Here is a 20,309-nt window from a genome sequence, read left to right on the forward strand (position 1 = left end):
TTCGTGCGGATCGGAGGCCGCGCCAGACTTGAGGAGCCGGCGCACTAATGGCCGGTGGAGCGCCGGTTCATCTCCTCCAAAAGCTCTCGCATTGCGTCGAACTGCGTGCCAAAACCCTTCCAGTCGCCGGATTTCAATCGCTCCACCGCCTGATTGTAACGATCGAGCGCCTCCCGTGCCTGACTCTCCGACGGGCGCGTGACAGGCATTTTCTCCTTCGTGCTCGAGACCGGCTGCACCGCGCCAGGCTCGGTGAACAGGGCTGACAAGGCCTCGTCGAGCGTCTCCTTCATCACCACGTGTTCACCGTAGGCTGCGATCACGCGTTTCAGCTCCGGCAGGTGTCCGTGCTCCGCTCGCAAATAGAGTGGCGTGACATAGAGGATCGAGTTCTCAATCGGGATCACAAGCAGGTTCGCACCGCGAATCACCCGCGAGCCCATCTGATTCCAGAGCGTGATCTGTTGCGATATCTCGGTGCTCTGATTGATCCGCGCCTCGATCTGGAACGGCCCGTAGACGAGCTTCTCCTTGGGAAACTCGTAGACAATCAGCTTGCCGTAGTCGGGCTCGTCGCAGCGTGCGGCCAGCCACGCGATCATGTTGTCGCGGCGGCTGGGCACCATGGGAAGCATGAGGAAGAACTCGGCCTGCGGCTCACCGGGCAGCCGCATGATGATGTAATATGGGGCCATCGTTGCAACGCCGCCGCCGCCCGGCTGCCGCGGAAACTGCCAGAGATCCTCGCGGTTATAGAAAACGTCGGCGGCCTCCATGTGATAGCTCTGATAGAGCTGCGCCTGAATCAGGAACAGGTCCTCCGGATAGCGAATGTGCCTCTGCAGATCGGCCGGCATGACCGAGAATGGCTTGAACAAGTCCGGAAAAATCCGCCGCCAGGTCGCGGCGATGGGATCGCCGGTGTCCATGAGATAGAAGTCGACGGTTCCGTTATAGGCATCGACGGTGACCTTCACCGAATTGCGGATGTAGTTGAGATCCTGGTCTTGCGCCGGCTGCGCGGAGGGGAAGTAGGAACTCACCGTGTAGGCGTCCTGCATCCAGAACATCCGCCCGTTGCTGATGACCAGATATGGATCGTGATCGAGCCGGAGGAACGGAGCGATCGTTTGCACCCTTTCCCCGATATTGCGGCGGATCATGATCCGGCTGTCGGCCGTGACGTAGCTTGAGAGCAGCAGGTTCGGGTCGTTGAAGTAGTAAGCGAACAGGCCTCTCCACACCATCGCTCCTATCGGAACGCCGCCGGTACCGTCATAGGCCGCGTAAACATTGTCCTTTCCCTTCGGATAGTCGAACTCCGGCGTGCTCCCCTTGACGATGACGTAGTCGTCGCTTCGTTCGCCGTAGTAGATGCGCGGCTCGTGGATCTTGGGACCTCCATCCGCAACCGGAGGGATATCCCGCAAATAGAGTAGCGGCAGTCCCTCGGTGCTCTTGCGCGTGACCGGGCTCATCACCGCGCCATTGCCGTGAGTGAACAGCACGTGGCGGTTGACCCATGTCTGGGCATTCGGCGGCAGCAGCGAGGCCCCCAGTTCGCGGGCCGAGATCATGACGCTTTGGTAGGCGCCATCGAGCCAATAGCGATCAACGTCAAGGTGATGGAATTTGTAGTAGGTGCGGATCTCCTGGAGTTGCGCGTAGGTGTCCGACAAGGGCTGCCAGTCCCACAGCCTGATATTGTCGATTGTCGCCTTGTTGGCGTCGAGCGTCTTGGAGCTAAGCTTCTGTTCGGCAGCAAACGGCTTGGCTGCGATCCGATCGAGATTGTATGCCTGCCGGGTGAGCGCGATGTTGCGTTCGATATAGGGCCTTTCCAGCTCCAATTCGCTTGGCCTGACGAAGAACTGCCGGAACAGCACGGGAACCACGCCGGACAGCACGAAAGACCCGATCACGACAAGCAGGAACGCGGCGGCAGGAAGCCGGTAGGTGCGCACCCGCAGGTTTGCCCATGCGGCGAGAGCCGCGATGACGGAAAGTCCGATCATCAGCCACAAGGCCGGCAGCCCCATGTGGACATCGGTGTAACTTGCACCGACGACCACGCCGTTATCGCCGTAGAGCAGCAGATAGCGATCGAGAAAATAGGACCAGGCCTTCACCGCAAAGAGCAGACCGAGCAGCGCCGAGCCGTGGGCAATCACCGTCGGCGACATTGATCGGCGATGAATGTCGTATTCGATATCGCCGTGCACCCAGTAGATCGCTGCGGCGAAAAGCGCGCTCAGAACGAGCGCGAGCATCATCCAGTTCTTGATGAGGATATAGGCGGGCAGTGAAAAGAGATAGAACCCGATGTCCTTGTTGTAGAGCGGATCGTCTGCGCCGTATGGCAGCTGATAGACAAACCGCAGGAAGACGCCCCAGTTGCCGACTTCGGCCGATGCGACAAGCAGAGCGAGCAAAGCTGCGCCCCCTGCGATCCACCGGGGCCACGGCAACCGGTCGCGCACAAGGGCAAGCAGATCCGGCGGCGCGTTGCCCGCGGCGCTCCACACCGAAGCGGCGACTAGCTGTGTCGACGGCCGCCGGGCAAAGCGCAGTGCGAGCCATCCGTTCAACCAAAGGATGACGGCGGTTCCCGTCCAGACCGCAAGAAAGACGACGGCTTTGGCGCCGATTGTCGTCCAGAAAACCTGCAGATAGCCGATCGAGGAAAACCACAGCCAGTCGACCAGGAAGTCGCTCGCGAGCCAGAGCGGGATCAGGCAAATCCCAATGACAGCGGCCGCAACAATGAGCCCGACCACGGCACTCTGCCTTGGTACCTTCCGTTCGGGTCCGGTGATCCCGATCGTCATGGCTTGATCATAGCGGAAATGAGGGACGCCCGCCCCTCGATTTCGCGGTCGGGCGGCGCTCGCCAACTCTACCGCCGACAGCACTCGTATCCCGACGATCCCGGGTCTATAATCAGGTAGCCGTCCATCCTATGCCGATGGTCTGCAGGGAAGACCTCACGGTGGATGGTTTCCGTTCAGCATCGGAGGTGATGTCATGGCCATTGCTCCCACGCTCCAGAAATACCTAGCCGCCGAGAACATCCAGTACGAGGTGATCCCGCACGAACTCAGCATGACGTCCGCTCGAACGGCCGAGGCATGCCATATCTCGGGCGACCGCCTCGCCAAGGGCATCGTGTTGCGGCGCGACGGCGGATACATGCTGGCCATCCTGCCCGCATCGCATCACCTCCGCCTGTCGGACCTGAGGACAAGCCTCGGCGACAATGTCCACATGGCCGATGAAACCGAGATCAATCGGCTGTTCAGCGACTGTGCACACGGTGCAGTTCCTGCCGTCGGCAAATGCTACGGATTGGACATCATCGTCGACGACAGCATCGACGCACAGCCGGACATCTATATGGAAGCCGGCGATCATGAGACGCTGCTTCATATGGGTCACACGCAGTTTGCGCGCCTGACGGCCAACGCACCGCACGGGCGCTTCAGCGCGCATGACTGAGGATTTTGTACACCGCCCATTGCCGTTGCGATCCTGGGCGGGAACTCTGGCCACGAGGTCGCCGTCATACTGTTCAGCAGGGTGGCGGCGAGAGCGTCTGAATTTTGTCCGGGGGTGCCGCTGCATTGCATCAACGCACTTGAAACCCACGAACGGAGGCTCGCCATGAAAGTCAAAGACGTGATGCACAAGGGTGTCGACTGGGTCAGCCCCGACACCCCAATCACCGAGCTTGCCAAGCTGATGCGGGCGCATGACATCGGCTGCATTCCGATTGGCGAGGATGACAAGCTGGTCGGAATGGTGACCGACCGCGACATCGTCTGCAAAGGACTCGCGAGCCACAGCTTCGATGCCGGCCGCGCGAAGGCGCGCGACGTGATGACCGAGGGCATCCATTGCTGCCGCGAGGACGATGACCTCGCCAAGGCGATGCACCATATGGAGAAGCTGCAGGTCCGCAGGCTGCCGGTGATCAACAAGAGCAAGCGGATGGTCGGCATCATCAGTCTGGGTGACGTCAGCCATTCCTCGTCAGGTGATATGCTGACCGAGACCGTCAGGAGCGTTTCGGCGCATCACTGAACTTGTGGCCGGAACCTACGGCTAGGGCTCCTCGCGATCGCCGCTCGAACAGGCGCTGAGGGGAGCCCGAGCCATGCGCTCGTCATGCAACCATCGCGCGGCGCAGAAGCTGCGGCGCGATGTGGTCGATTTTGCGCCTACGCAATCAAACGCTGCACCAATTCCGACTCACTCGAGTACGTCAGGAACGCCTCGTGAGTCGCCCGGGTAATCCCAACATAGGTCAGCCGGACACATTCCTCGACGGTTTCGCCGTGGCGGCCAAGCAAGCCCAAGCCGGCAATAGCGACGCAGGGAAACTCCAGCCCTTTCGCGGTGTGCATGCTCAAAAACCGCACGGCCACCCGCTTGACCGAAACTCTGTTGCGATTGTCCTTGGCCATATCGATCGGCACATCATGCCTGGCGAGTATCTGCGCGACCCGCCCGCCGATCCAGTGCTCGGGGTAGAGACACGCCATCTGCGACCACTCGTACCCGGCCTTTTTCCTATCGAGAAACCACTCGGCGACGCAGTGAGCTTCTGCGTCGATGCTCACGCATCGCCGCACGGCCGGCTCCATGCCCTGCCGGCCCGCATCTTCGGGCAGCAGGATGGCGTGCTCATCGTCGGCCGTGATGCCCGGAGCGCCAATGACGTCCGCTGCGAAGCGTTTCGCGAAGGCAACGATTTGCGCGGTGTTGCGGTAGTTGACTTTCAATACGCTCGTTCTGCCCTTGGCCTCGATTCCGAGCTGACTCCATACCGGGCGTTCACGCCCCCTGTAGATGGCCTGGATGTCGTCGTAGACGACCATCAGCGCCTTCGTGCGCGGGTTCACCATCTTGGCCGCGAGCGCGAGCCATTGCGGCTCGAAGTCGTGTGCCTCGTCGATCAGGACAGCGTCGTACTGCTCCGTCGGGATATGGCCTTGATCTACCGCCTTCATGACCTCCGAAACGCTAGCAGCCAGTCGCTTTGCGTAGTCCGGATATTCTCGCTCCGATGGGATGGGGACCCCATAAGTCCGCAGCATCCGGTAACACCAGGAATGAAAAGTGAGGACCTGAACGCGGTTCTCCACGCCTCTGCTCTGCATGGCATCCTCAAGCCGCCCGGCGATGCCATTGGCGTAACACAGGATGAGCACCGGCTTTGCTGCCGCACGTGCCAGATACTCGGCTCGAAAGGCAAGGATCAGGGTCTTGCCCGATCCGGCGACGCCGCGAATAATTCGATGCCCCTCTCCCAGACTGCGCGCGAACTGCTCCTGATGCAGGTCCATGACTGCAAGCGTCCGGTCCGAAGGATCGGCCGCAGGTGCGTCGTCCAGGGGCAACGCAATCTGTCGTATGCGGATTTCCGGAAAGAGCAGCGCCCTCAGGCGGTCGAACTGCGGCATGGACAGCGGCTCTTCGGGCCGCGGATGAACCATGTTCCACAATCTGGTGCGGAATTCTTCGGGATCTGAGGTCTCCGTCATTTCATCCTTGAAAAGACACAGATGCCCGGCCAGCACCTCCTTGAGATTGGTCTGATCGAACTGCTTGCGCGTGATGTTCGTGAATACGGCCCCGAAGCCGAATGGAACAATGGGCCGGCCCACAAAGCGATGACCATGCGGAAACAACAATTGTCCATCGCGCTCCAGCGTGCGTACGACCTCGAACGTATACCCGCGAGCCTGCTCGAGGGGATTGCTCTCCCGTACGACACCACGGCTGGTCAGCAACTCGACCTTCGTCTTGTCCGCCGAAACAATCGTCTCCAGGCGCCAGTCTTTCACCTCGAGCACGAGCAGGCCGTTCGCGGGATGAACGATGATAAAATCCGGATGCCGGTTGTGAGGGCCGACAGGGAGATTGTGCCAAACGACAGCGTTCTCTTCGAGGAAGTCCTTGAGCCGTTCCGCCAGTCGCAGTTCCCCACGACTGTCGAAGCGTGCGAAGCCGAGACTGGGGATCAGGGTGGCCATGTTACGACCGCGAGCACCATTGCAGACCACCTCGTGGGCTACTTGCGTAGCAGAGCGGTCTCTCCAGGCCCACATGGTTGCCTAGAGTGTGCAGCTTTTCAATGGCTTAGGATTTGTCTGGCGCTCCCTAGGGGAATCGAACCCCTGTTTCAGCCTTGAGAGGGCCGCGTCCTAACCGCTAGACGAAGGGAGCGTGAGGCGTACGACATAGCCGCGAATTTTGCCGGCGGCAAGGTGGGATTCTCGGGTTTCTCCCCGCCGTCGTCCCGGCGAAGGCCAGAACCCATTACCCCAAGACGCAATTGTTGCGCGCAGAGTTAACTCCGAGTCCCCGTAACCATACCCGCCTGTGGTTATGGATCCTGGCTTTCGCCAGGACGACGACGGGGTGAGTTTCCGGGGCCTCCGTTACGGCTCATTGGCAAATTTGAGCTTCCCAGCCGGCTTCAGAGTGTGGGCATCAAAAGTGCGGATCTCGGTGACCCCGCCGATATCGAGCGTGACCACGAGGCGATCGCCGGCGACCCCGGTCGAGACGATCCTGGCGCCCTTGGGCAGGGTGGCGATGACGTCGCCAGCCGCCTCGACCGCCCTTCCCTCCGACTTGAAAAGGCGGTAGCCCACCGCGATCAGAACGGCGCAGATCGCCAGCGCCGTGGTCAACCCCGCGATCAGCATCATCCGCCGCACCCGCGCGAACAGCGCGGCCTGCTCGGGGGTCGGTTCGGGAATAGCGGTTTCGGTCGTCATGGAAAACTCTGGGTCAGCGCAAAGGTTGGAGGTTGTCGTCGCCGGCGACGAGGGCTCGCCCCGGCTCGACCGCGTGCTGGCGGCGCACCTCACCGAGCTGTCGCGATCGAGGCTGAAAGCCCTGATTTTGGCGGGCGCGGTGAGCCTGAAGGCTTCCGCCATCCGCGACCCCGCTTATCACGTCGCCTCCGGCGATACGATCATAATCGACGTGCCGGAGGCCGCGCCCGCCGAGCCGAAAGGCGAGGATATCGCCCTCGATATCGTGTTCGAGGACGACGACATCATCGTCATCAACAAGCCCAAGGGCCTGGTCGTCCACCCCGCGGCCGGGCACGAGACCGGCACGCTGGTCAACGCGCTGATCGCCCATTGCGGCGCTTCGCTGTCGGGCATCGGCGGAGTACGTCGGCCCGGCATCGTGCACCGGCTGGACAAGGACACGACAGGGCTGATGGTGGTCGCCAAGAACGACCTCGCCCACGCCTCGCTGTCCGCGCAATTCGCCGACCACGGCCGCACCGGCGAGATGCGGCGCGGCTACATGGCCTTCGCCTGGGGGGTGCCGAACCGGCATCGCGGCACGGTCGATGCGCCGATCGACCGCCATCCGCATGCCCGCGAGAAGATGGCGGTGCGCCAGGGCGGCCGCGAGGCGGTGACGCATTGGGAGATCCTGGAGAGTTTTGCAGGTCGCGACGGCAAGGGCGTGGCCGCCCTGCTCGCCTGCGAGCTCGAGACCGGACGCACCCACCAGATCCGAGTCCACCTCGCCCATATCGGCCACCCCCTGATGGGCGACGCCGTCTATGGCCCGCATTTCAAGACCAAGGCGAACCAGCTGGGGCCGGAATCGCGGGAGGCCTTGACCGCGCTTGGGCGACAGGCGCTGCATGCTTATTTGCTGGTATTGGAGCACCCGAGGACGGGAGAATTACTCCACTGGGAGGCGCCTCTGCCGGAGGATTTGCTTCTCCTGGAGGGTGCCCTCAAAGCGGCGCTATGACGCAGGCTACTTAAGAAAGCCGTTACATTACAAAAAGTTATAGCTGCCACACGGGGACGTGACGTCAGCAATCCTTCCCTTTTCGACCCCCCATGGGGTATATTGCGCCTGCGTTGGAAATGACCAGCGCGGAACATCGCAGCCCGGCCGGCTTTGACACAGCGGTCGTCTGCCTGGCCCGCCGCTATCGGGGGCCTGAACCTTTGGAGGGCGCACTATGGCCCGTACCGCTGCTTTGCCGGTCCTCAATGGAGAATCCGGCCTTTCTCGCTACCTCGCCGAGATCCGCAAATTCCCGATGCTGGAACCCCAGCAGGAATACATGCTCGCCAAGCGTTGGCGCGAGCATGACGATCGCGACGCGGCGCACCAACTTGTCACCAGCCATCTCCGCCTCGTGGCCAAGATCGCCATGGGCTATCGCGGCTACGGCCTGCCGATCTCCGAGGTCGTCTCGGAAGGCAATGTCGGCCTCATGCAGGCGGTGAAGCGTTTCGAACCCGAGAAGGGGTTCCGTCTCGCCACCTACGCCATGTGGTGGATCAAGGCGTCGATTCAAGAGTACATCCTGCGTTCCTGGTCGCTCGTGAAGATGGGCACCACCGCGAACCAGAAGAAGCTGTTCTTCAACCTGCGCAAGGCGAAGAGCAAGATCAACGCGCTGGACGAGGGCGATCTCCGCCCCGACCAGGTCGCGACCATTGCCAAGCGCCTCGGCGTGACGGACCAGGACGTGATCGACATGAACCGCCGCCTCGGTGGCGACGCGTCGCTCAACGCCCCGATCCGCGATGACGGCGAAGCCGGCGAATGGCAGGACTGGCTGGTCGACAACACGCCCAACCAGGAAGCCTTGATGGCGGAGCACGAGGAGTATGATCACCGCCGTGACGCGCTGAACGGCGCCATGGGCGTGCTCAACCCGCGCGAACGCCGCATCTTCGAGGCCCGCCGCCTCGCCGATGAGCCGATGACGCTGGAAGACCTTGCCGCCGAGTTCGGCGTGTCGCGCGAGCGCGTCCGCCAGATCGAGGTCCGCGCCTTCGAGAAGGTGCAGTCCGCGGTCAAGGGCACGATCGCAAGGCAGGAACAGGCCGCGCTCGAAGCCGCGCATTAAGCGAGGCTTGCCGCGGCAAGAGATTGGCGGATCGAAAGAGACGAAAAGCCGGCGGCAACGCCGGCTTTTTTGTTGTGGGGTGTGGGCTGCGGGCACGTTTCGCGGAGTCGCCGGCGGGCCCTTGAACGCCTGCGACGGGTCGCCCGACAAACTCTTGTCGGGCCACATCCAGAGAACGGACACGCACCGTGTCGATCATCCTGCAATCCACCGTCGGCGGCTTCTCAGCCCAGTTCATGCGCAAGCTGCCGCTGGTCGAGCAGGCGATGCGCGAGCACGGGCTCGAGCCGTCCGAGTTCGTGATCTCCAAGGACTATGCGGGCACAGCGACGATCCCGCTCATGGGCCCGTTCTTCTTCAGTTACAGCGTGTTCTTCGGCGAGGAAACATTCACCGTCACCGAGCCGAACGACATGGTGTTCCTGGACTACTTCTTCAAACGCGTGCTCGCCGCCGACGGGCCACCGGAAGTGCCGCGGCGGCCGGGCTTGATCCGGCGACTGTTCAGCTGGATGGCGCAGCCGGTGTAGTCGCTAAGGGCGCACCTTCTACTCCCCCCAGATCCTCGCCAGCGTCGCGAGCCAGCAGCCTTCGCAATAGCGCGCGTCCTTGTAGTCGATCCAGTTGTGCGCATAGACGCGGTCGAGGGGGATGTCGTAGCGCGCGCGCAGCACCTTGACGAGAATCCTCCACGCCGCGACCTGCGCCTCTGTCGGTCCCGTCGTGACATCCGGATAGTTGCCGGCGAACTCGACACCGATCGAATTGTCGCGCACGACCTGGCGATAGGTCGGCCTGTTGTCGATGTACTTGTTGTCGTCGCGGTTGGCGCCGTCGCCGTGGGTCGGCACCAGGGTCTCGGCGACGGCCCAATAGACCGTGCCGTCAGTCTCGACCCACACCGTGACGCCGCGGCGCGTCGGATTCCTAGATTGCTCCGCGGCCCCGCCGCGTGCCGAGCCTGCCGGCCCCTCGGTCTGGTGCACGATGATGTTGCGCCAAGGATGGGCGCTGCGGACATCGCCCCACGGCGCGAGCCAGACGATCTTCAGCCCCGGAATGTCGGGCGTGCCGGAGGCGCGTGCGATCGTCGCGAGCTCGGCATCGGTTGCGGCGGCTGGTGCGGTCAGGAAGAGTACGGCGAGAATGGCCGCGAGCAGGCGAGGCATCATCATGCGGATCCAATAACGGACCCAATCGTAGCAGGCTTTATGCGAATGTGCGCTTGCTCTCAGCGAGCCCGATCGGCTCCGGCGCGAGCGGCGGGGCCGGATCGTAGACCGCGAAATCGTTCTTGCCGTTCTTCTTGGCGGCATAGAGGGCGTGATCGGCATGCGCGATCAGGCGATCCGGGAATTGGCCGATGCCGCGGTCCCACTCGGCGACGCCGATCGAGATCGCAATCGGAATCTCCTTGGCCGTGCAGGCGACGGCATCCTGGCGGCAGACCTCGAGCACGCGGCGGGCGATCGCGGCCCCCTCGCGCAGCGACGACGACGGCAGCACGATGCAGAACTCGTCGCCGCCGGTGCGGGCGAGCATGTCGCCGGGCCGCAAGCGCGTCTGCGCCATCAGGGTGAAGTGGCGCAGGCACTCGTCGCCCGCGGCGTGGCCGTGGGTGTCGTTGATGGTCTTGAAGCCGTCGAGGTCGATCACCAGCAGCGAGAACGGCTCGCCGCTGCGCTCCGAGCGGGCGCATTCCTCGGACAGGCGCTGCAGCAGATGGCGCCGGTTGGCAACGCCAGTGAGATCGTCGAGCAGCGCGAGGTCGGCGACCTCACCCCGCAGCCGGTCCATCGCCATCAGCAGGAAGCCGAAATTGAGCGTCATCGACAGGAACAGGAGCCCCAGCACCATGACGGCATGGTTCTGACCGCCCGCGATCGCCGAGAAATCGTAGCCGAGCAGGTTGCCGACCGTACGCACCATGAGAAGCCCGATGATGCTGAGGATGACGATGCCGGACAGCCGCGCGCCCGGGCTGACGCGGCCCTCCGGCGGCGACAGCAGCAGATGCAGCGCCAGCACCAGCGGCAGCCCCTGACCGATCGTGTAGCTGAGCATGCGCAGCTGCATGTGCTCGAAGCCGATCATGAAGAACACGACGCCGGCAAGGCTCAGGCATTGCGTTGCGATCATGATGCGCCAGGAGACCGGCCGGCCATAGAAGCGCTGAATGCCCATGGCGGCGAAGCAGCTCGCCGCCATGACGCCGGCAGCGCCGAGCAGAAGCGGCACGGGGGATGTGACGAACAGGCGGATCAGGGCCGTCATCGCGCCGGCCGCGCCGACGAAGGACGATGCCATCCAGAACCGCGCAGCCGCGAATTTCGGATAGGAGCGCGTCACATAGGCCCAGATCAGGCCGAGCGCGAGGAAGTTGACGACGAAGACCGTCCAGAGTGTCGGTACGTTCAGCATGGTGAGCACAGCGCGCGCAGCGTCGCCTCCCCCATTCCTGGCAGCCGTCCGTCCATGACCCATCCCCGTCTTCTTGCGGGGAATATTGCGCGCCCTGCGCTTAACGGAGTCTCACTGCGATCCTTCAAAGCGCGCCTTTGGTTTTGGATTCATGAACGGCGCGGCCGCGTTGTCGGATCGTTAGGCATGCCGCCGCCGTCCCGCGCGACGCGCTTGATGCGGATTCGCGGGCAGAAATCACCCGAAAATGCATCTGAGCTGTGGATAACGCGATGACACGGATGTGACAGCACAGGGCAGAGCCCTGCGAATCTGCTGAGTTTATGGTCGAGGATATTGCGAGGCTGGCCCTCCGCCGAGCATCCCTCGTGTCGCGTTCCACCATTAACCCCTAAGAGGATACTATGGCTAAGAAAGCGAAGAAGGCGGCGAAGAAGAAGGCGAAAAAGGCCAAGAAGGCGAAGAAGAAGTAACGAGGCTTCTTTTTCTTTGCCCGGGTGGAGCCTCGCTCCGCCCGGGCGTCGGATGGAAGAGTTTGAAGGTAGCGGGCGCGAGGCCCGCTTTTTTATTGCGCCGCGCTCAGCTAGCGCGTCTCCCTCTCCCCGTTCTTACGGGGCCGCGACGAGCTTCGCTCGCGCTGAGAGGGTTGGGGTGAGAGGCCTCTCTCCACACGCGCGACTGCCGCGGGACCTGTACCCCCTCACCCGGATCGCAAGAGCGATCCGACCTCTCCCCGCAAGCGGGGAGAGGTGAAGGAAGTAGCGGGGACGAGGCGAAGAGCTACCTCTCCGCAAACGCCAGCTTGGCGCCGAGTGCGGCAAAGCCCGCCGCAAAGCTGCGACGCAGCCAGGCCATCACGGCGGGGCGGGAGATGACGCGCTCGCGCACCGAGGCGGCACACAGGCCATAGATGGCGAACACCACAAAGGTCATCGCCATGAAGGCACCGCTCAATTCGAGCATCCGCGCCAGCACATGGGTCTCGTCCGCCGCGATGAACTGCGGCAGGAAGGCGAGGAAGAAGATCGACAGTTTGGGATTGAGGATGTTGATCAGGAAGCCGGTGACGACGACCCGGCCGCTCGACCGCTCGCGGATCTCGCCCTCTACCGCCAGCGCCCCGGTTTCGCGTAGCGCCTGCCAGGACATGTAGAGCAGATAGAGCACGCCGCCCCATTTCAGCGCGGCGAAGGCGAGCGCGCTGGTGTGGAGCACGGCGGCAAGCCCGAGCATCGCAGCACACATGTGCGGCACGATCCCGAGCGTGCAGCCGAAGGCGGCAGCGAGACTGGCGCGCGAGCCGCGCGTCAGTGCCGCCGCCAAGGTGTAGAGCACGCCGGTGCCGGGCGAGGCGACCACGATCAGCGAGGTAAGCAGGAAGGACCAGGACATGGGCCAACGCTATCACCCCGCCTCGCGGCAGGAAAGTCGGGCGGCGCGATCGGTCCTCAGGACAGCTGTGCGATCTCGGCCTCGCGCAGCACATCGAGCGGCGCCCACGGCTTGGCCCAGAATTTCGCCCCGTCCGGCAAGGGCTGTTTCAAGGGACGCCCGGAGGTGACGACGACGTCGAGCTTCGGATTGCGATCCTTGGCGACATACGCAAGCTCGACGCCGTTCATGCGCCCCGCAAGCTGCACGTCGGTCAGCATCAGGCATAGCGCACCGGCATTCTTATCCAGCACGCGTTCGGCCGCCTCGGCGCTTTCGCACTGAATGACCTGATAGCCGCTCTCTTCCAGCAGGACACACAGCATCTCGCGCTGCATGGCGTCGTCTTCAACGATGAGCGCTGTCGCGCGAAATGGCTTTGCTTGTCCCATCGACGGCTCCCAAAATACCTGCGTCGGTAACCTATGTTAAAAACCCCGAGCGGCTACGGTTCGGTTTCATTTCAAAAAAATGTAAACCGTGGTTCCATGACCGCGAACTTGACGGGGGGATTTCATGACTGCGATTCGCGGTGCCGCCGCCATCACGGGAGCCGCCAGCGGCATCGGTCGCGCGCTGGCCATCGAGCTGGCCCAGCGCGGCTGCGACCTCGCGCTCGCCGATCGCGACGAGGCCGGACTGAAGACGCTCGCCACCGAGATCGGACAAGGGCGCAAGATCAGCCTGCATCGCGTCGACGTCGGCGAGCGTGATGACATCGCGCAATTCGCGGCCGAGGCGATCGCGGCGCATCCCACGCTCGGCCTCGTCGTCAACAATGCCGGCGTGGCGCTGCTGGGCACGTTCGAGGAGATCGACCAGGCGCAGATGGAGTGGCTGTTCGGCATCAATTTCTGGGGCGTGGTGCACGGCACGCGCGCCTTCCTGCCGCACCTGAAGACGCTGTCTGAGGCGCACATCGTCAACATCTCGTCGATCTTCGGCATCATCGTTCCGCCGGGGCAATCGGCCTATGCCGCGGCAAAATTCGCGGCGCGTGGCTTTTCCGAAAGCGTGCGGCACGAGCTTGCAGTTGCGGGCAGTCCCGTCAAACTGGCGGTGGTGCATCCCGGCGGCATCGCCACCGCGATCGCGCGTAACTCCCGCACCGGAGCCGGCGTCGCCGACAATGCGCGCCGCGCGCAGATGATCGAGCGCTTCGAAAACGCGGCGAAGACCACGCCCAAGGACGCTGCGCTGCGCATCATCAAGGGCATCGAGAGAAACGAGCCCCGCATCCTGATAGGCAACGACGCCCGCTTCATGGACATCTTGCAGCGCTTCCGCCCGGGAACGTATTGGGCGCCGCTGCAGCGCAGGCTGGAAAAGATGGCGAAGGGGAAGTGAGCCGGGGACGCGATGGCGTTGCCTCGCCCTTCGCTGCCGTAGGGTGGGCAAAGCGTAGCGTGCCCACGACTTCCGACAACCGATGGAAATCGTGGGCACGGCGCTTCGCGCCTTTGCCCACCCCTACAAGACCGTGTGGGTACTCACTGCCCCGCGAGCCGATCCGCGAAATACCCGATGGTCTTGCGGTAGACCACCGCCCTGTTCCACTCGCGCATCGCCTCGAAATTGGCGGTGCCTTCTCCGTAGGGCTGGCCCATCTTGAAGCCGCTGGTGTGCAAGAGGTTCGCGGTCGAGGCGAGCACGTCGGGGACGCTGTGGCGGAGGTCGACATGGCCGTCGCCGTCAAAATCGACACCGTACTTGATGTAGGACGACGGCAGGAACTGGGTCTGGCCGATCTCGCCGGCATAGGCGCCGATGAGGTCGCGCAGCGGCAGGTCGCCGCGCTGCACGATCTTGAGGGCGGCGAGCATCTCGCCCTGGAACAGGTCGGTGCGGCGGCAGTCATGTGCCAGCGTCGCCAGCGTGCGGATCACCGGCAGCTTGCCGATGTCGCCCTTGCCGAAATCGCTCTCCAGTCCCCAGATCGCGACCAGGATATAGCGCGGCACACCGAACTGCTGCTCGATGCGCGAGAGCAGCGCGGCGTGACGCTGCAGCAGCGCCCTGCCGCCATTGATGCGGCCCGGACCGACACGGGTCGAGACATACTGCTCAAAGCTCTTGTTGAAGGTGTAGCGCTGGCGCCGGTCGAAGGCGAGCACGGCGCCATCCTGGGTGATGCCGCTGAACGCCGCACTGGTCACGCCCGCCGAAACGCCGGCCGCTTGCGCCTCCGAGGCCATGGTGGCGATGAAGCCGTTGAAGTCGCCGCCGCAGCGCGCGGCCTGCGCCGAGCCGCCGGCCAGCGAAAGGACGACGGCGGTGGCGAGAAGCGATCTCAACATGCGGGGAAATCCTCTGAAAATATGCGTAGGGAAAGCGGATCATGCCCGGGAACAGGATTCGCGTCAAAGCGGCAAAACCTCGCCAGAACCAACCATGCGCCGGGTGCGACTAAAGGGAGCGCTCACCCCGTCCCCAACGAATCGAGATGACCATGCCCATTCCGTACCGGATGCTTGCTGTCCTCGCCTTGGTCTCGTTCCACGCCGTCACCACCGCCACCGCGCAAACCCGCGATGTCGCCGGCGCGCGCGATTATCCCGGCATCGGCCGGTTCACCGGCAGTGTCATCACCGGCTATGTGGTGAAGGATTTTGATGCGGCGCGGATGCAGGCGGCTCCCTTCAAGGACGGCCAGCCCACCGATGCCCGCCGGCTCGAAGGCCGCATCGTCCGCATCGCCTATCGCACCAATCCCGGCCCCTCGATCCTGGAAGTGTCGCGCAATTTCGAGACGAAGCTCGCAAAGGCCGGGTTCGAGACCTTGCTCGCCTGCGACACCGAGGCCTGCGGCGCCATTCCCTTCACCGAGAGCGTCGACACGCTGCCGATCCCGCAGATGTGGATCGACGGCTTCAACTACCGCTATTTTGCCGGCCGCAAGAGCGAGGGCGGCCGCGAGACCTATGCCAGCGTCCTCGTCAGCCAGAACAACCAGGAGATCTATGCGCAGGTCACCGTCGCCGAGGTGGGCGCGATCGCCAACAAGATGGTCGATGCCGCCGCGATGGCGAAGGGTCTTGGTGAGACCGGCCACATCGCGCTCTACGGCATCTATTTCGACACCGACAAGGCGGTGCTGAAGCCGGAGAGCCGCCCGACGCTGGAGCAGATCGCAAAGCTCTTGACCAGCCAGCCGCAGCTCAGCGTCTTCATCGTCGGCCACACCGACAGCCAGGGCGCCTATGAATACAATCTCGACCTCTCCAGGCGGCGCGCCGAGGCGGTTGCCGCCGAACTGGTGAAGAGCTTTCGCATCGCGCAAGGACGGCTGCGCACCGCCGGCGTCGGATTGCTGGCACCGGTCGACTCGAATGCAACGGATGCCGGCCGCGCGCTGAACCGGCGGGTGGAGCTGGTGGCGCCGTGATGGGGATGCACTCGCGGGTTTGATGCGCATCAACGTCGCTAGGCGGGCAACATGCGAGGGAGAGCCTGCGCCCTCTCCTCTCGTCATTCCGGGGCGCGCATAGCGCGAACCCGGAATCCATTGAGCGGCAGAGCTGGTGGATGAATGGATTCCGGGTTCGCGACTTCGTCGCGCCCCGGAAAGACGGATGAGAGAGTTGCCGCTATAATGTTGATGCTCTCGCCGCGCTGCCGAGCATGAGGCAATCAGCGATGCCCAATATCAAGCCCACATCACCCCGCCTCTTTCGCATCCCGCTGTTCCGCCTGCTCGCCATCAATCTTGCGATCGGCGCCTGCGCGGCAGTGCTGCTGGTCGGCGGGCTGCTCTGGCTTAACCCCGGGCATCTGCGCGAGCTGATCTTCGCCGACCGCACGCCGGGCATCGCGCTTGTTCTGCTGCTCGCCTCCTTCCTCATCACCTTCGGTTCCGCCGCAATGGGCAGCGCGATCATGGCGCAGGGACGTAAAGAGGATGATGGCAAGCGCGGCGGCGGATCGCGGCTCGCCGTTCAGGAGATGGCGCAGCGCCCGCGCACGCGGTGAGATATCCACCGCGGCGATGGAACTCGTCTCCACCCGAGGGAACCGTTGGTCTGCAGCAGACGGAAGAGGTGCAGCGGAACGCAATTCCCTACAGGGCGCGCAACGCCCGCTGCATTGCGACAACAGCAAGATGAACAAAGTGATTTGATGATCCAAACAATTGCTTCGATGTGCATGGGAACTCGATTTTCACGATCGCTGCATATCTGCTGCGCTCGCTGCGACACCAACGCTCTCACGATTTGGCTTGCCACGGCATGACACAGCCTATAATCTTCTATTTTAGGTTGTTGCCCTGCCAGCCCCGGGCGACACTGAAGACCAAAAATAGACGGCGGGCTTTGCGGCCCGCCGTTTATTGAGGGTTCGCACCGGACCTTCGAAAAGCGCACGGCGCTTGCATCCTGCAAACAGCTTCCCTCCTGCAAAAAGTGTCGCCGATCGACGGCGCGGAGAGATCCGCAAGACCACGGCTGCATGCGGACAATCGCGAAAGCCATTTGACTGCGGCGTCCTGATCGACGACAAGCCGCCATGGCCAAAAAACCCGGAACCAACCCCAAAGGCGAATTCGCCTTCTTCAACGTCGTCTATGAAGACGGCTCCCAGCGCTCCAATCGCCGCGTGCCCACCGAGCTGCTCGGCGGCCTCGACGGCGACGAGCCCGCCCGCAGCTTCATCATGGAGCAGGACCGCGAGATCGCGGAGAAGAGCGGCCGCCCGCCGCTGGCGATCAAGAGCCTCGATCGGGTGGGGGCGAAGAAGAAGTAGGCCGACATCGGCAGGCGCTCACCAGCGCCCGCTCCGCTTATTCCAGGCAAACAGCAGATCGGCAAACCGGTCATAGAAGAACCGCGTGAACGGCAGCGCCGCGCGATTGCCGAACAGCGACGCAAGCCACCCCTCCCCCGGCGTTATCAGCCACAACGCAATCGCGACATCCGCACCGACGATGAGCCGTCCGGTCTCGTCAGTCGCATGCAGGCGCCGCCTGATATCGTCGAGCGATGCGCCAAACTGCGCCAGCGCGGCGGGCTGCTCGTTGATGTCCTTGAACTCGACCGTGCCCGCCCGCACCAGCGCCAGCAGCTTGTTGCGCTGCCAGTCGATGCCGGCGTCGCAGACGGGGCAGCGGGTGTTGTACCAGACGGTGAGATGAGGGTCGGGCATCGCCTGACGGGGTTGGAAACCAAGCGGAAACAGCCACAAAAGCAGAACGAGCAAACAACGGCAGCGAATAGTTTGCCACTATCGCCCCGAAGAAATCCCGGCGCCAGTATAAAGAAAAACGGCGGGCTTTCGGCCCGCCGTTTTCGTTTGGATGGATGCCTGGGTCAGGCCCGGGCATGACGATCCGAATTAATTGTCCAGGAACGACCGCAGCTTCCGGCTCCGCGACGGATGCTTCAGCTTGCGCAGCGCCTTGGCTTCGATCTGGCGGATGCGTTCGCGCGTCACCGAGAACTGCTGGCCGACTTCTTCCAGCGTGTGGTCGGTGTTCATGCCGATGCCGAAGCGCATGCGCAGGACGCGCTCTTCGCGCGGGGTGAGCGAGGCGAGCACGCGCGTGGTGGTCTCGCGCAGGTTCGACTGGATCGCGGCGTCGATCGGGAGGATCGCGTTCTTGTCCTCGATGAAATCGCCGAGATGTGAATCCTCTTCGTCACCGACGGGCGTCTCGAGCGACAAGGGCTCCTTGGCGATCTTGAGAACCTTGCGGACCTTCTCCAAGGGCATGCCGAGCTTCTCGGCCAGCTCTTCCGGGGTTGGCTCGCGGCCGATCTCGTTCAGCATCTGGCGGCTCGTGCGCACGATCTTGTTGATCGTCTCGATCATGTGCACGGGGATGCGGATGGTGCGCGCCTGGTCGGCGATCGAGCGGGTGATCGCCTGCCGGATCCACCACGTCGCGTAGGTCGAGAACTTGTAGCCGCGGCGATACTCGAACTTATCAACGGCCTTCATCAGGCCGATGTTGCCTTCCTGGATCAGGTCGAGGAACTGCAGGCCGCGGTTGGTGTACTTTTTCGCAATCGAGATCACGAGACGGAGGTTGGCTTCCACCATCTCCTTCTTGGCCTGACGGGCCTCGCGCTCGCCCTTCTGCACGGAGTGCACGATCTTGCGGAACTCGACGATCTCGAGGCCGGTCAGCGCGGCGAGCTGATGCACCTCGTGGCGAAGGTCCTTGATGCGGTCCTTCTCGTGATGGACGAAGTTCTTCCAACCCTTGGCCGAAAGCTTCGAGACACGGTTGAGCCAGCGCGGATCGAGCTCCGAGCCGGTGTAGTTGCGCAAGAAGTCCTCGCGCGCGACGCCGTGGCTGTCGGCAAGGCGCATCAGGCGGCCCTCATGCGAGACGAGGCGCTTGTTGATGTCGTAGAGCTGCTCGACGAGCGAATCGATGCGCGCCTGGTTGAGGCGCAGCGACTTCACCTCGACGATGATCTCGTCCTTGAGCTTGCGGTACTTGCGCTCCTGGTGCGGCGACAGCGAGGGCCCGTGCGAGGTGCTCTCGAGCTGGTTCTGGATGTCCTGCTCCTGAAGCTTGCGCAGCTTCTTGTAGCTCTCGGCGATCTTGTCGAAGATCTCGACGACCTTCGGCTTGAGCTCGGCCTCGATCGCCGCGAGCGACATCTGGTTCTCGAACTCGTCGTCCTCGTCCATGTCGGCTTCGGCGGCGGCCTCGCCCGGATCCTTCTCGGCTTCGCCGTTGCCGGCGGCGGGCGCGGCGCGGAACGGGGTCGGCGACGGGGGAGCCGCGGGCGGCGCGACATGCGCGGGCGCAGCACCGGACGCGGCTGCAGCCTCTCCGCCTTCAGCGGAGGCTTCGCCGCCTTCGCCGGCGGGACCGCCGATCATCGCGGTGTTCATGCCGCCCTTGGCGTCGGGACCGGCATAGGTCGCTTCGAGATCGATGATGTCGCGGAGGAAGATCTTGCCTTCGTTGAGCTCGTCGCGCCAGATGATGATGGCCTGGAAGGTCAGCGGGCTTTCGCAGAGGCCTGCGATCATCGCCTCGCGGCCGGCCTCGATGCGCTTGGCGATCGCGATTTCGCCTTCGCGGGAGAGCAGCTCGACCGTGCCCATCTCGCGCAGATACATGCGCACGGGATCGTCGGTGCGCTCGCCGGGCTCGCTCTTCTTGACCTCGGTGACGGCCTTCTGGGTGACCTCGACGAGCTCGTTGTCGGTCTCGTCCTCGCCGCCCTCGTCCTTGTCCTCCTCGCCTTCGCTGTCGTCGGCTTCGGTGACGTTGATGCCCATGTCCGAGAGCATCGACATGATATCCTCGATCTGTTCGGGCGAGGTCTGGTCGGACGGCAAGACTTCATTGAGCTGATCGAAGGTCACGAAGCCGCGCTTCTTGGCCTGCTTGATCATCTTCTTCACTGCCGCATCGGACAGGTCGAGCAAGGGAGACGGCGCGTCCTGGGAATCCTTCTCGGGAGCATCCGCTGCCTTGTCGTCTTTTTCCTTGTCCTTCGCCTGCAGCGTCTTTGCCTTGGTGGCCATCCATTGCTCCTAAACGCGCTTCATGCGAGACGTTCGCCGCGCCCGCGTGAATTCACTTGAACCT

General features: G+C 63.4%; 19 protein-coding genes and 1 tRNA gene. 9 read left to right on the forward strand and 11 right to left on the reverse strand.

Annotation, left to right across the window (positions count from 1 at the left end):
- Nucleotides 1–44 precede the first annotated feature (44 nt).
- Nucleotides 45–2,828: a UPF0182 family membrane protein gene (locus JQ603_RS18895; RefSeq protein WP_212341660.1), complete on the reverse strand. Its 2,784-nt coding sequence runs from the start codon at nucleotides 2,826–2,828 to the stop codon at nucleotides 45–47.
- Nucleotides 2,829–3,024: 196 nt separating this feature from the next.
- Between JQ603_RS18895 and JQ603_RS18900 the strand changes: the two genes are divergently transcribed.
- Entirely contained in the window at nucleotides 3,025–3,495 is a 471-nt protein-coding gene (locus JQ603_RS18900) for an aminoacyl-tRNA deacylase (protein WP_212341661.1), read from the forward strand.
- Nucleotides 3,496–3,660: 165 nt separating this feature from the next.
- Nucleotides 3,661–4,080 (forward strand): CBS domain-containing protein, encoded by a 420-nt coding sequence (locus JQ603_RS18905; protein ID WP_212341662.1) that lies wholly within the window; start codon nucleotides 3,661–3,663, stop codon nucleotides 4,078–4,080.
- 137 nt (nucleotides 4,081–4,217) lie between these two features.
- Here JQ603_RS18905 and JQ603_RS18910 read toward each other — a convergent pair whose 3' ends face one another.
- The 3 genes from JQ603_RS18910 to JQ603_RS18920 form a co-directional block, all read right to left on the reverse strand.
- On the reverse strand, nucleotides 4,218–6,035 hold the full coding sequence (locus JQ603_RS18910) for a UvrD-helicase domain-containing protein (protein WP_212341663.1): 1,818 nt from the start codon (nucleotides 6,033–6,035) through the stop codon (nucleotides 4,218–4,220).
- Nucleotides 6,036–6,153: 118 nt separating this feature from the next.
- Nucleotides 6,154–6,228, reverse strand: a tRNA-Glu gene (locus tag JQ603_RS18915).
- Nucleotides 6,229–6,443: 215 nt separating this feature from the next.
- Nucleotides 6,444–6,785, reverse strand: a complete 342-nt coding sequence (locus tag JQ603_RS18920; RefSeq protein ID WP_212341664.1) for a hypothetical protein — start codon at nucleotides 6,783–6,785, stop codon at nucleotides 6,444–6,446.
- On the opposite strand from JQ603_RS18920, the gene JQ603_RS18925 reads away from it, so the two are divergent.
- The 3 genes from JQ603_RS18925 to JQ603_RS18935 all read left to right on the forward strand — a co-directional run bounded on the left by JQ603_RS18925 (nucleotide 6,784) and on the right by JQ603_RS18935 (nucleotide 9,438).
- Entirely contained in the window at nucleotides 6,784–7,791 is a 1,008-nt protein-coding gene (locus tag JQ603_RS18925; RefSeq protein WP_212341666.1) for an RluA family pseudouridine synthase, read from the forward strand. The genes JQ603_RS18920 and JQ603_RS18925 overlap by 2 nt on opposite strands.
- A 217-nt stretch (nucleotides 7,792–8,008) precedes the next feature.
- Entirely contained in the window at nucleotides 8,009–8,908 is a 900-nt protein-coding gene (rpoH, locus tag JQ603_RS18930) for an RNA polymerase sigma factor RpoH (RefSeq protein ID WP_018643767.1), read from the forward strand.
- Nucleotides 8,909–9,096: 188 nt separating this feature from the next.
- Nucleotides 9,097–9,438 (forward strand): hypothetical protein, encoded by a 342-nt coding sequence (locus tag JQ603_RS18935; protein ID WP_212341668.1) that lies wholly within the window; start codon nucleotides 9,097–9,099, stop codon nucleotides 9,436–9,438.
- Nucleotides 9,439–9,456: 18 nt separating this feature from the next.
- On the opposite strand, the gene JQ603_RS18940 is transcribed toward JQ603_RS18935, so the two are convergent.
- The 4 genes from JQ603_RS18940 to JQ603_RS18955 all read right to left on the reverse strand — a co-directional run bounded on the left by JQ603_RS18940 (nucleotide 9,457) and on the right by JQ603_RS18955 (nucleotide 13,152).
- The gene (locus JQ603_RS18940) at nucleotides 9,457–10,083 is read right to left on the reverse strand and encodes a peptidoglycan recognition protein family protein (RefSeq protein ID WP_212341670.1); all 627 of its coding nucleotides are present in this window, start codon (nucleotides 10,081–10,083) and stop codon (nucleotides 9,457–9,459) included.
- A 34-nt stretch (nucleotides 10,084–10,117) separates the two neighbouring features.
- Complete coding sequence (locus JQ603_RS18945) at nucleotides 10,118–11,329, reverse strand: GGDEF domain-containing protein (protein ID WP_212341672.1); 1,212 nt, start codon at nucleotides 11,327–11,329, stop codon at nucleotides 10,118–10,120.
- Between the two features lie 780 nt (nucleotides 11,330–12,109).
- A complete protein-coding gene (locus tag JQ603_RS18950; protein WP_212341673.1) occupies nucleotides 12,110–12,721 on the reverse strand; it encodes a LysE family translocator in 612 nt (203 codons plus the stop codon).
- A 56-nt stretch (nucleotides 12,722–12,777) separates the two neighbouring features.
- A complete protein-coding gene (locus JQ603_RS18955) occupies nucleotides 12,778–13,152 on the reverse strand; it encodes a response regulator (RefSeq protein ID WP_212341674.1) in 375 nt (124 codons plus the stop codon).
- Nucleotides 13,153–13,276: 124 nt separating this feature from the next.
- Here JQ603_RS18955 and JQ603_RS18960 point away from each other — a divergent pair, with 124 nt between their 5' ends.
- Nucleotides 13,277–14,107, forward strand: a complete 831-nt coding sequence (locus JQ603_RS18960) for an SDR family NAD(P)-dependent oxidoreductase (RefSeq protein ID WP_212341675.1) — start codon at nucleotides 13,277–13,279, stop codon at nucleotides 14,105–14,107.
- Nucleotides 14,108–14,250: 143 nt separating this feature from the next.
- Here the strand turns inward: JQ603_RS18960 and JQ603_RS18965 are convergent, their stop codons facing one another.
- A complete protein-coding gene (locus tag JQ603_RS18965; protein WP_212341676.1) occupies nucleotides 14,251–15,057 on the reverse strand; it encodes a lytic murein transglycosylase in 807 nt (268 codons plus the stop codon).
- Nucleotides 15,058–15,209: 152 nt separating this feature from the next.
- On the opposite strand from JQ603_RS18965, the gene JQ603_RS18970 reads away from it, so the two are divergent.
- From JQ603_RS18970 to JQ603_RS18980, 3 genes are all read left to right on the forward strand, one after another.
- Nucleotides 15,210–16,145, forward strand: coding sequence for an OmpA family protein (locus JQ603_RS18970; protein ID WP_433996648.1), 936 nt, complete (start codon nucleotides 15,210–15,212; stop codon nucleotides 16,143–16,145).
- A 251-nt stretch (nucleotides 16,146–16,396) separates the two neighbouring features.
- Nucleotides 16,397–16,729 (forward strand): hypothetical protein, encoded by a 333-nt coding sequence (locus tag JQ603_RS18975; protein ID WP_212341678.1) that lies wholly within the window; start codon nucleotides 16,397–16,399, stop codon nucleotides 16,727–16,729.
- 534 nt (nucleotides 16,730–17,263) lie between these two features.
- Nucleotides 17,264–17,500, forward strand: a complete 237-nt coding sequence (locus tag JQ603_RS18980) for a hypothetical protein (RefSeq protein ID WP_212341679.1) — start codon at nucleotides 17,264–17,266, stop codon at nucleotides 17,498–17,500.
- A gap of 18 nt (nucleotides 17,501–17,518) precedes the next feature.
- Here JQ603_RS18980 and JQ603_RS18985 read toward each other — a convergent pair whose 3' ends face one another.
- Together JQ603_RS18985 and rpoD are read right to left on the reverse strand one after the other, a co-directional pair.
- Nucleotides 17,519–17,899, reverse strand: coding sequence for a thiol-disulfide oxidoreductase DCC family protein (locus JQ603_RS18985; protein ID WP_212341681.1), 381 nt, complete (start codon nucleotides 17,897–17,899; stop codon nucleotides 17,519–17,521).
- A 189-nt stretch (nucleotides 17,900–18,088) separates the two neighbouring features.
- Nucleotides 18,089–20,245 (reverse strand): RNA polymerase sigma factor RpoD, encoded by a 2,157-nt coding sequence (gene rpoD, locus JQ603_RS18990; RefSeq protein WP_212341683.1) that lies wholly within the window; start codon nucleotides 20,243–20,245, stop codon nucleotides 18,089–18,091.
- Between the last annotated feature and the right edge of the window lie 64 nt (nucleotides 20,246–20,309).

It is taken from the genome of Bradyrhizobium liaoningense (genome assembly GCF_018130825.1).
Lineage (GTDB): Bacteria > Pseudomonadota > Alphaproteobacteria > Rhizobiales > Xanthobacteraceae > Bradyrhizobium > Bradyrhizobium liaoningense_B.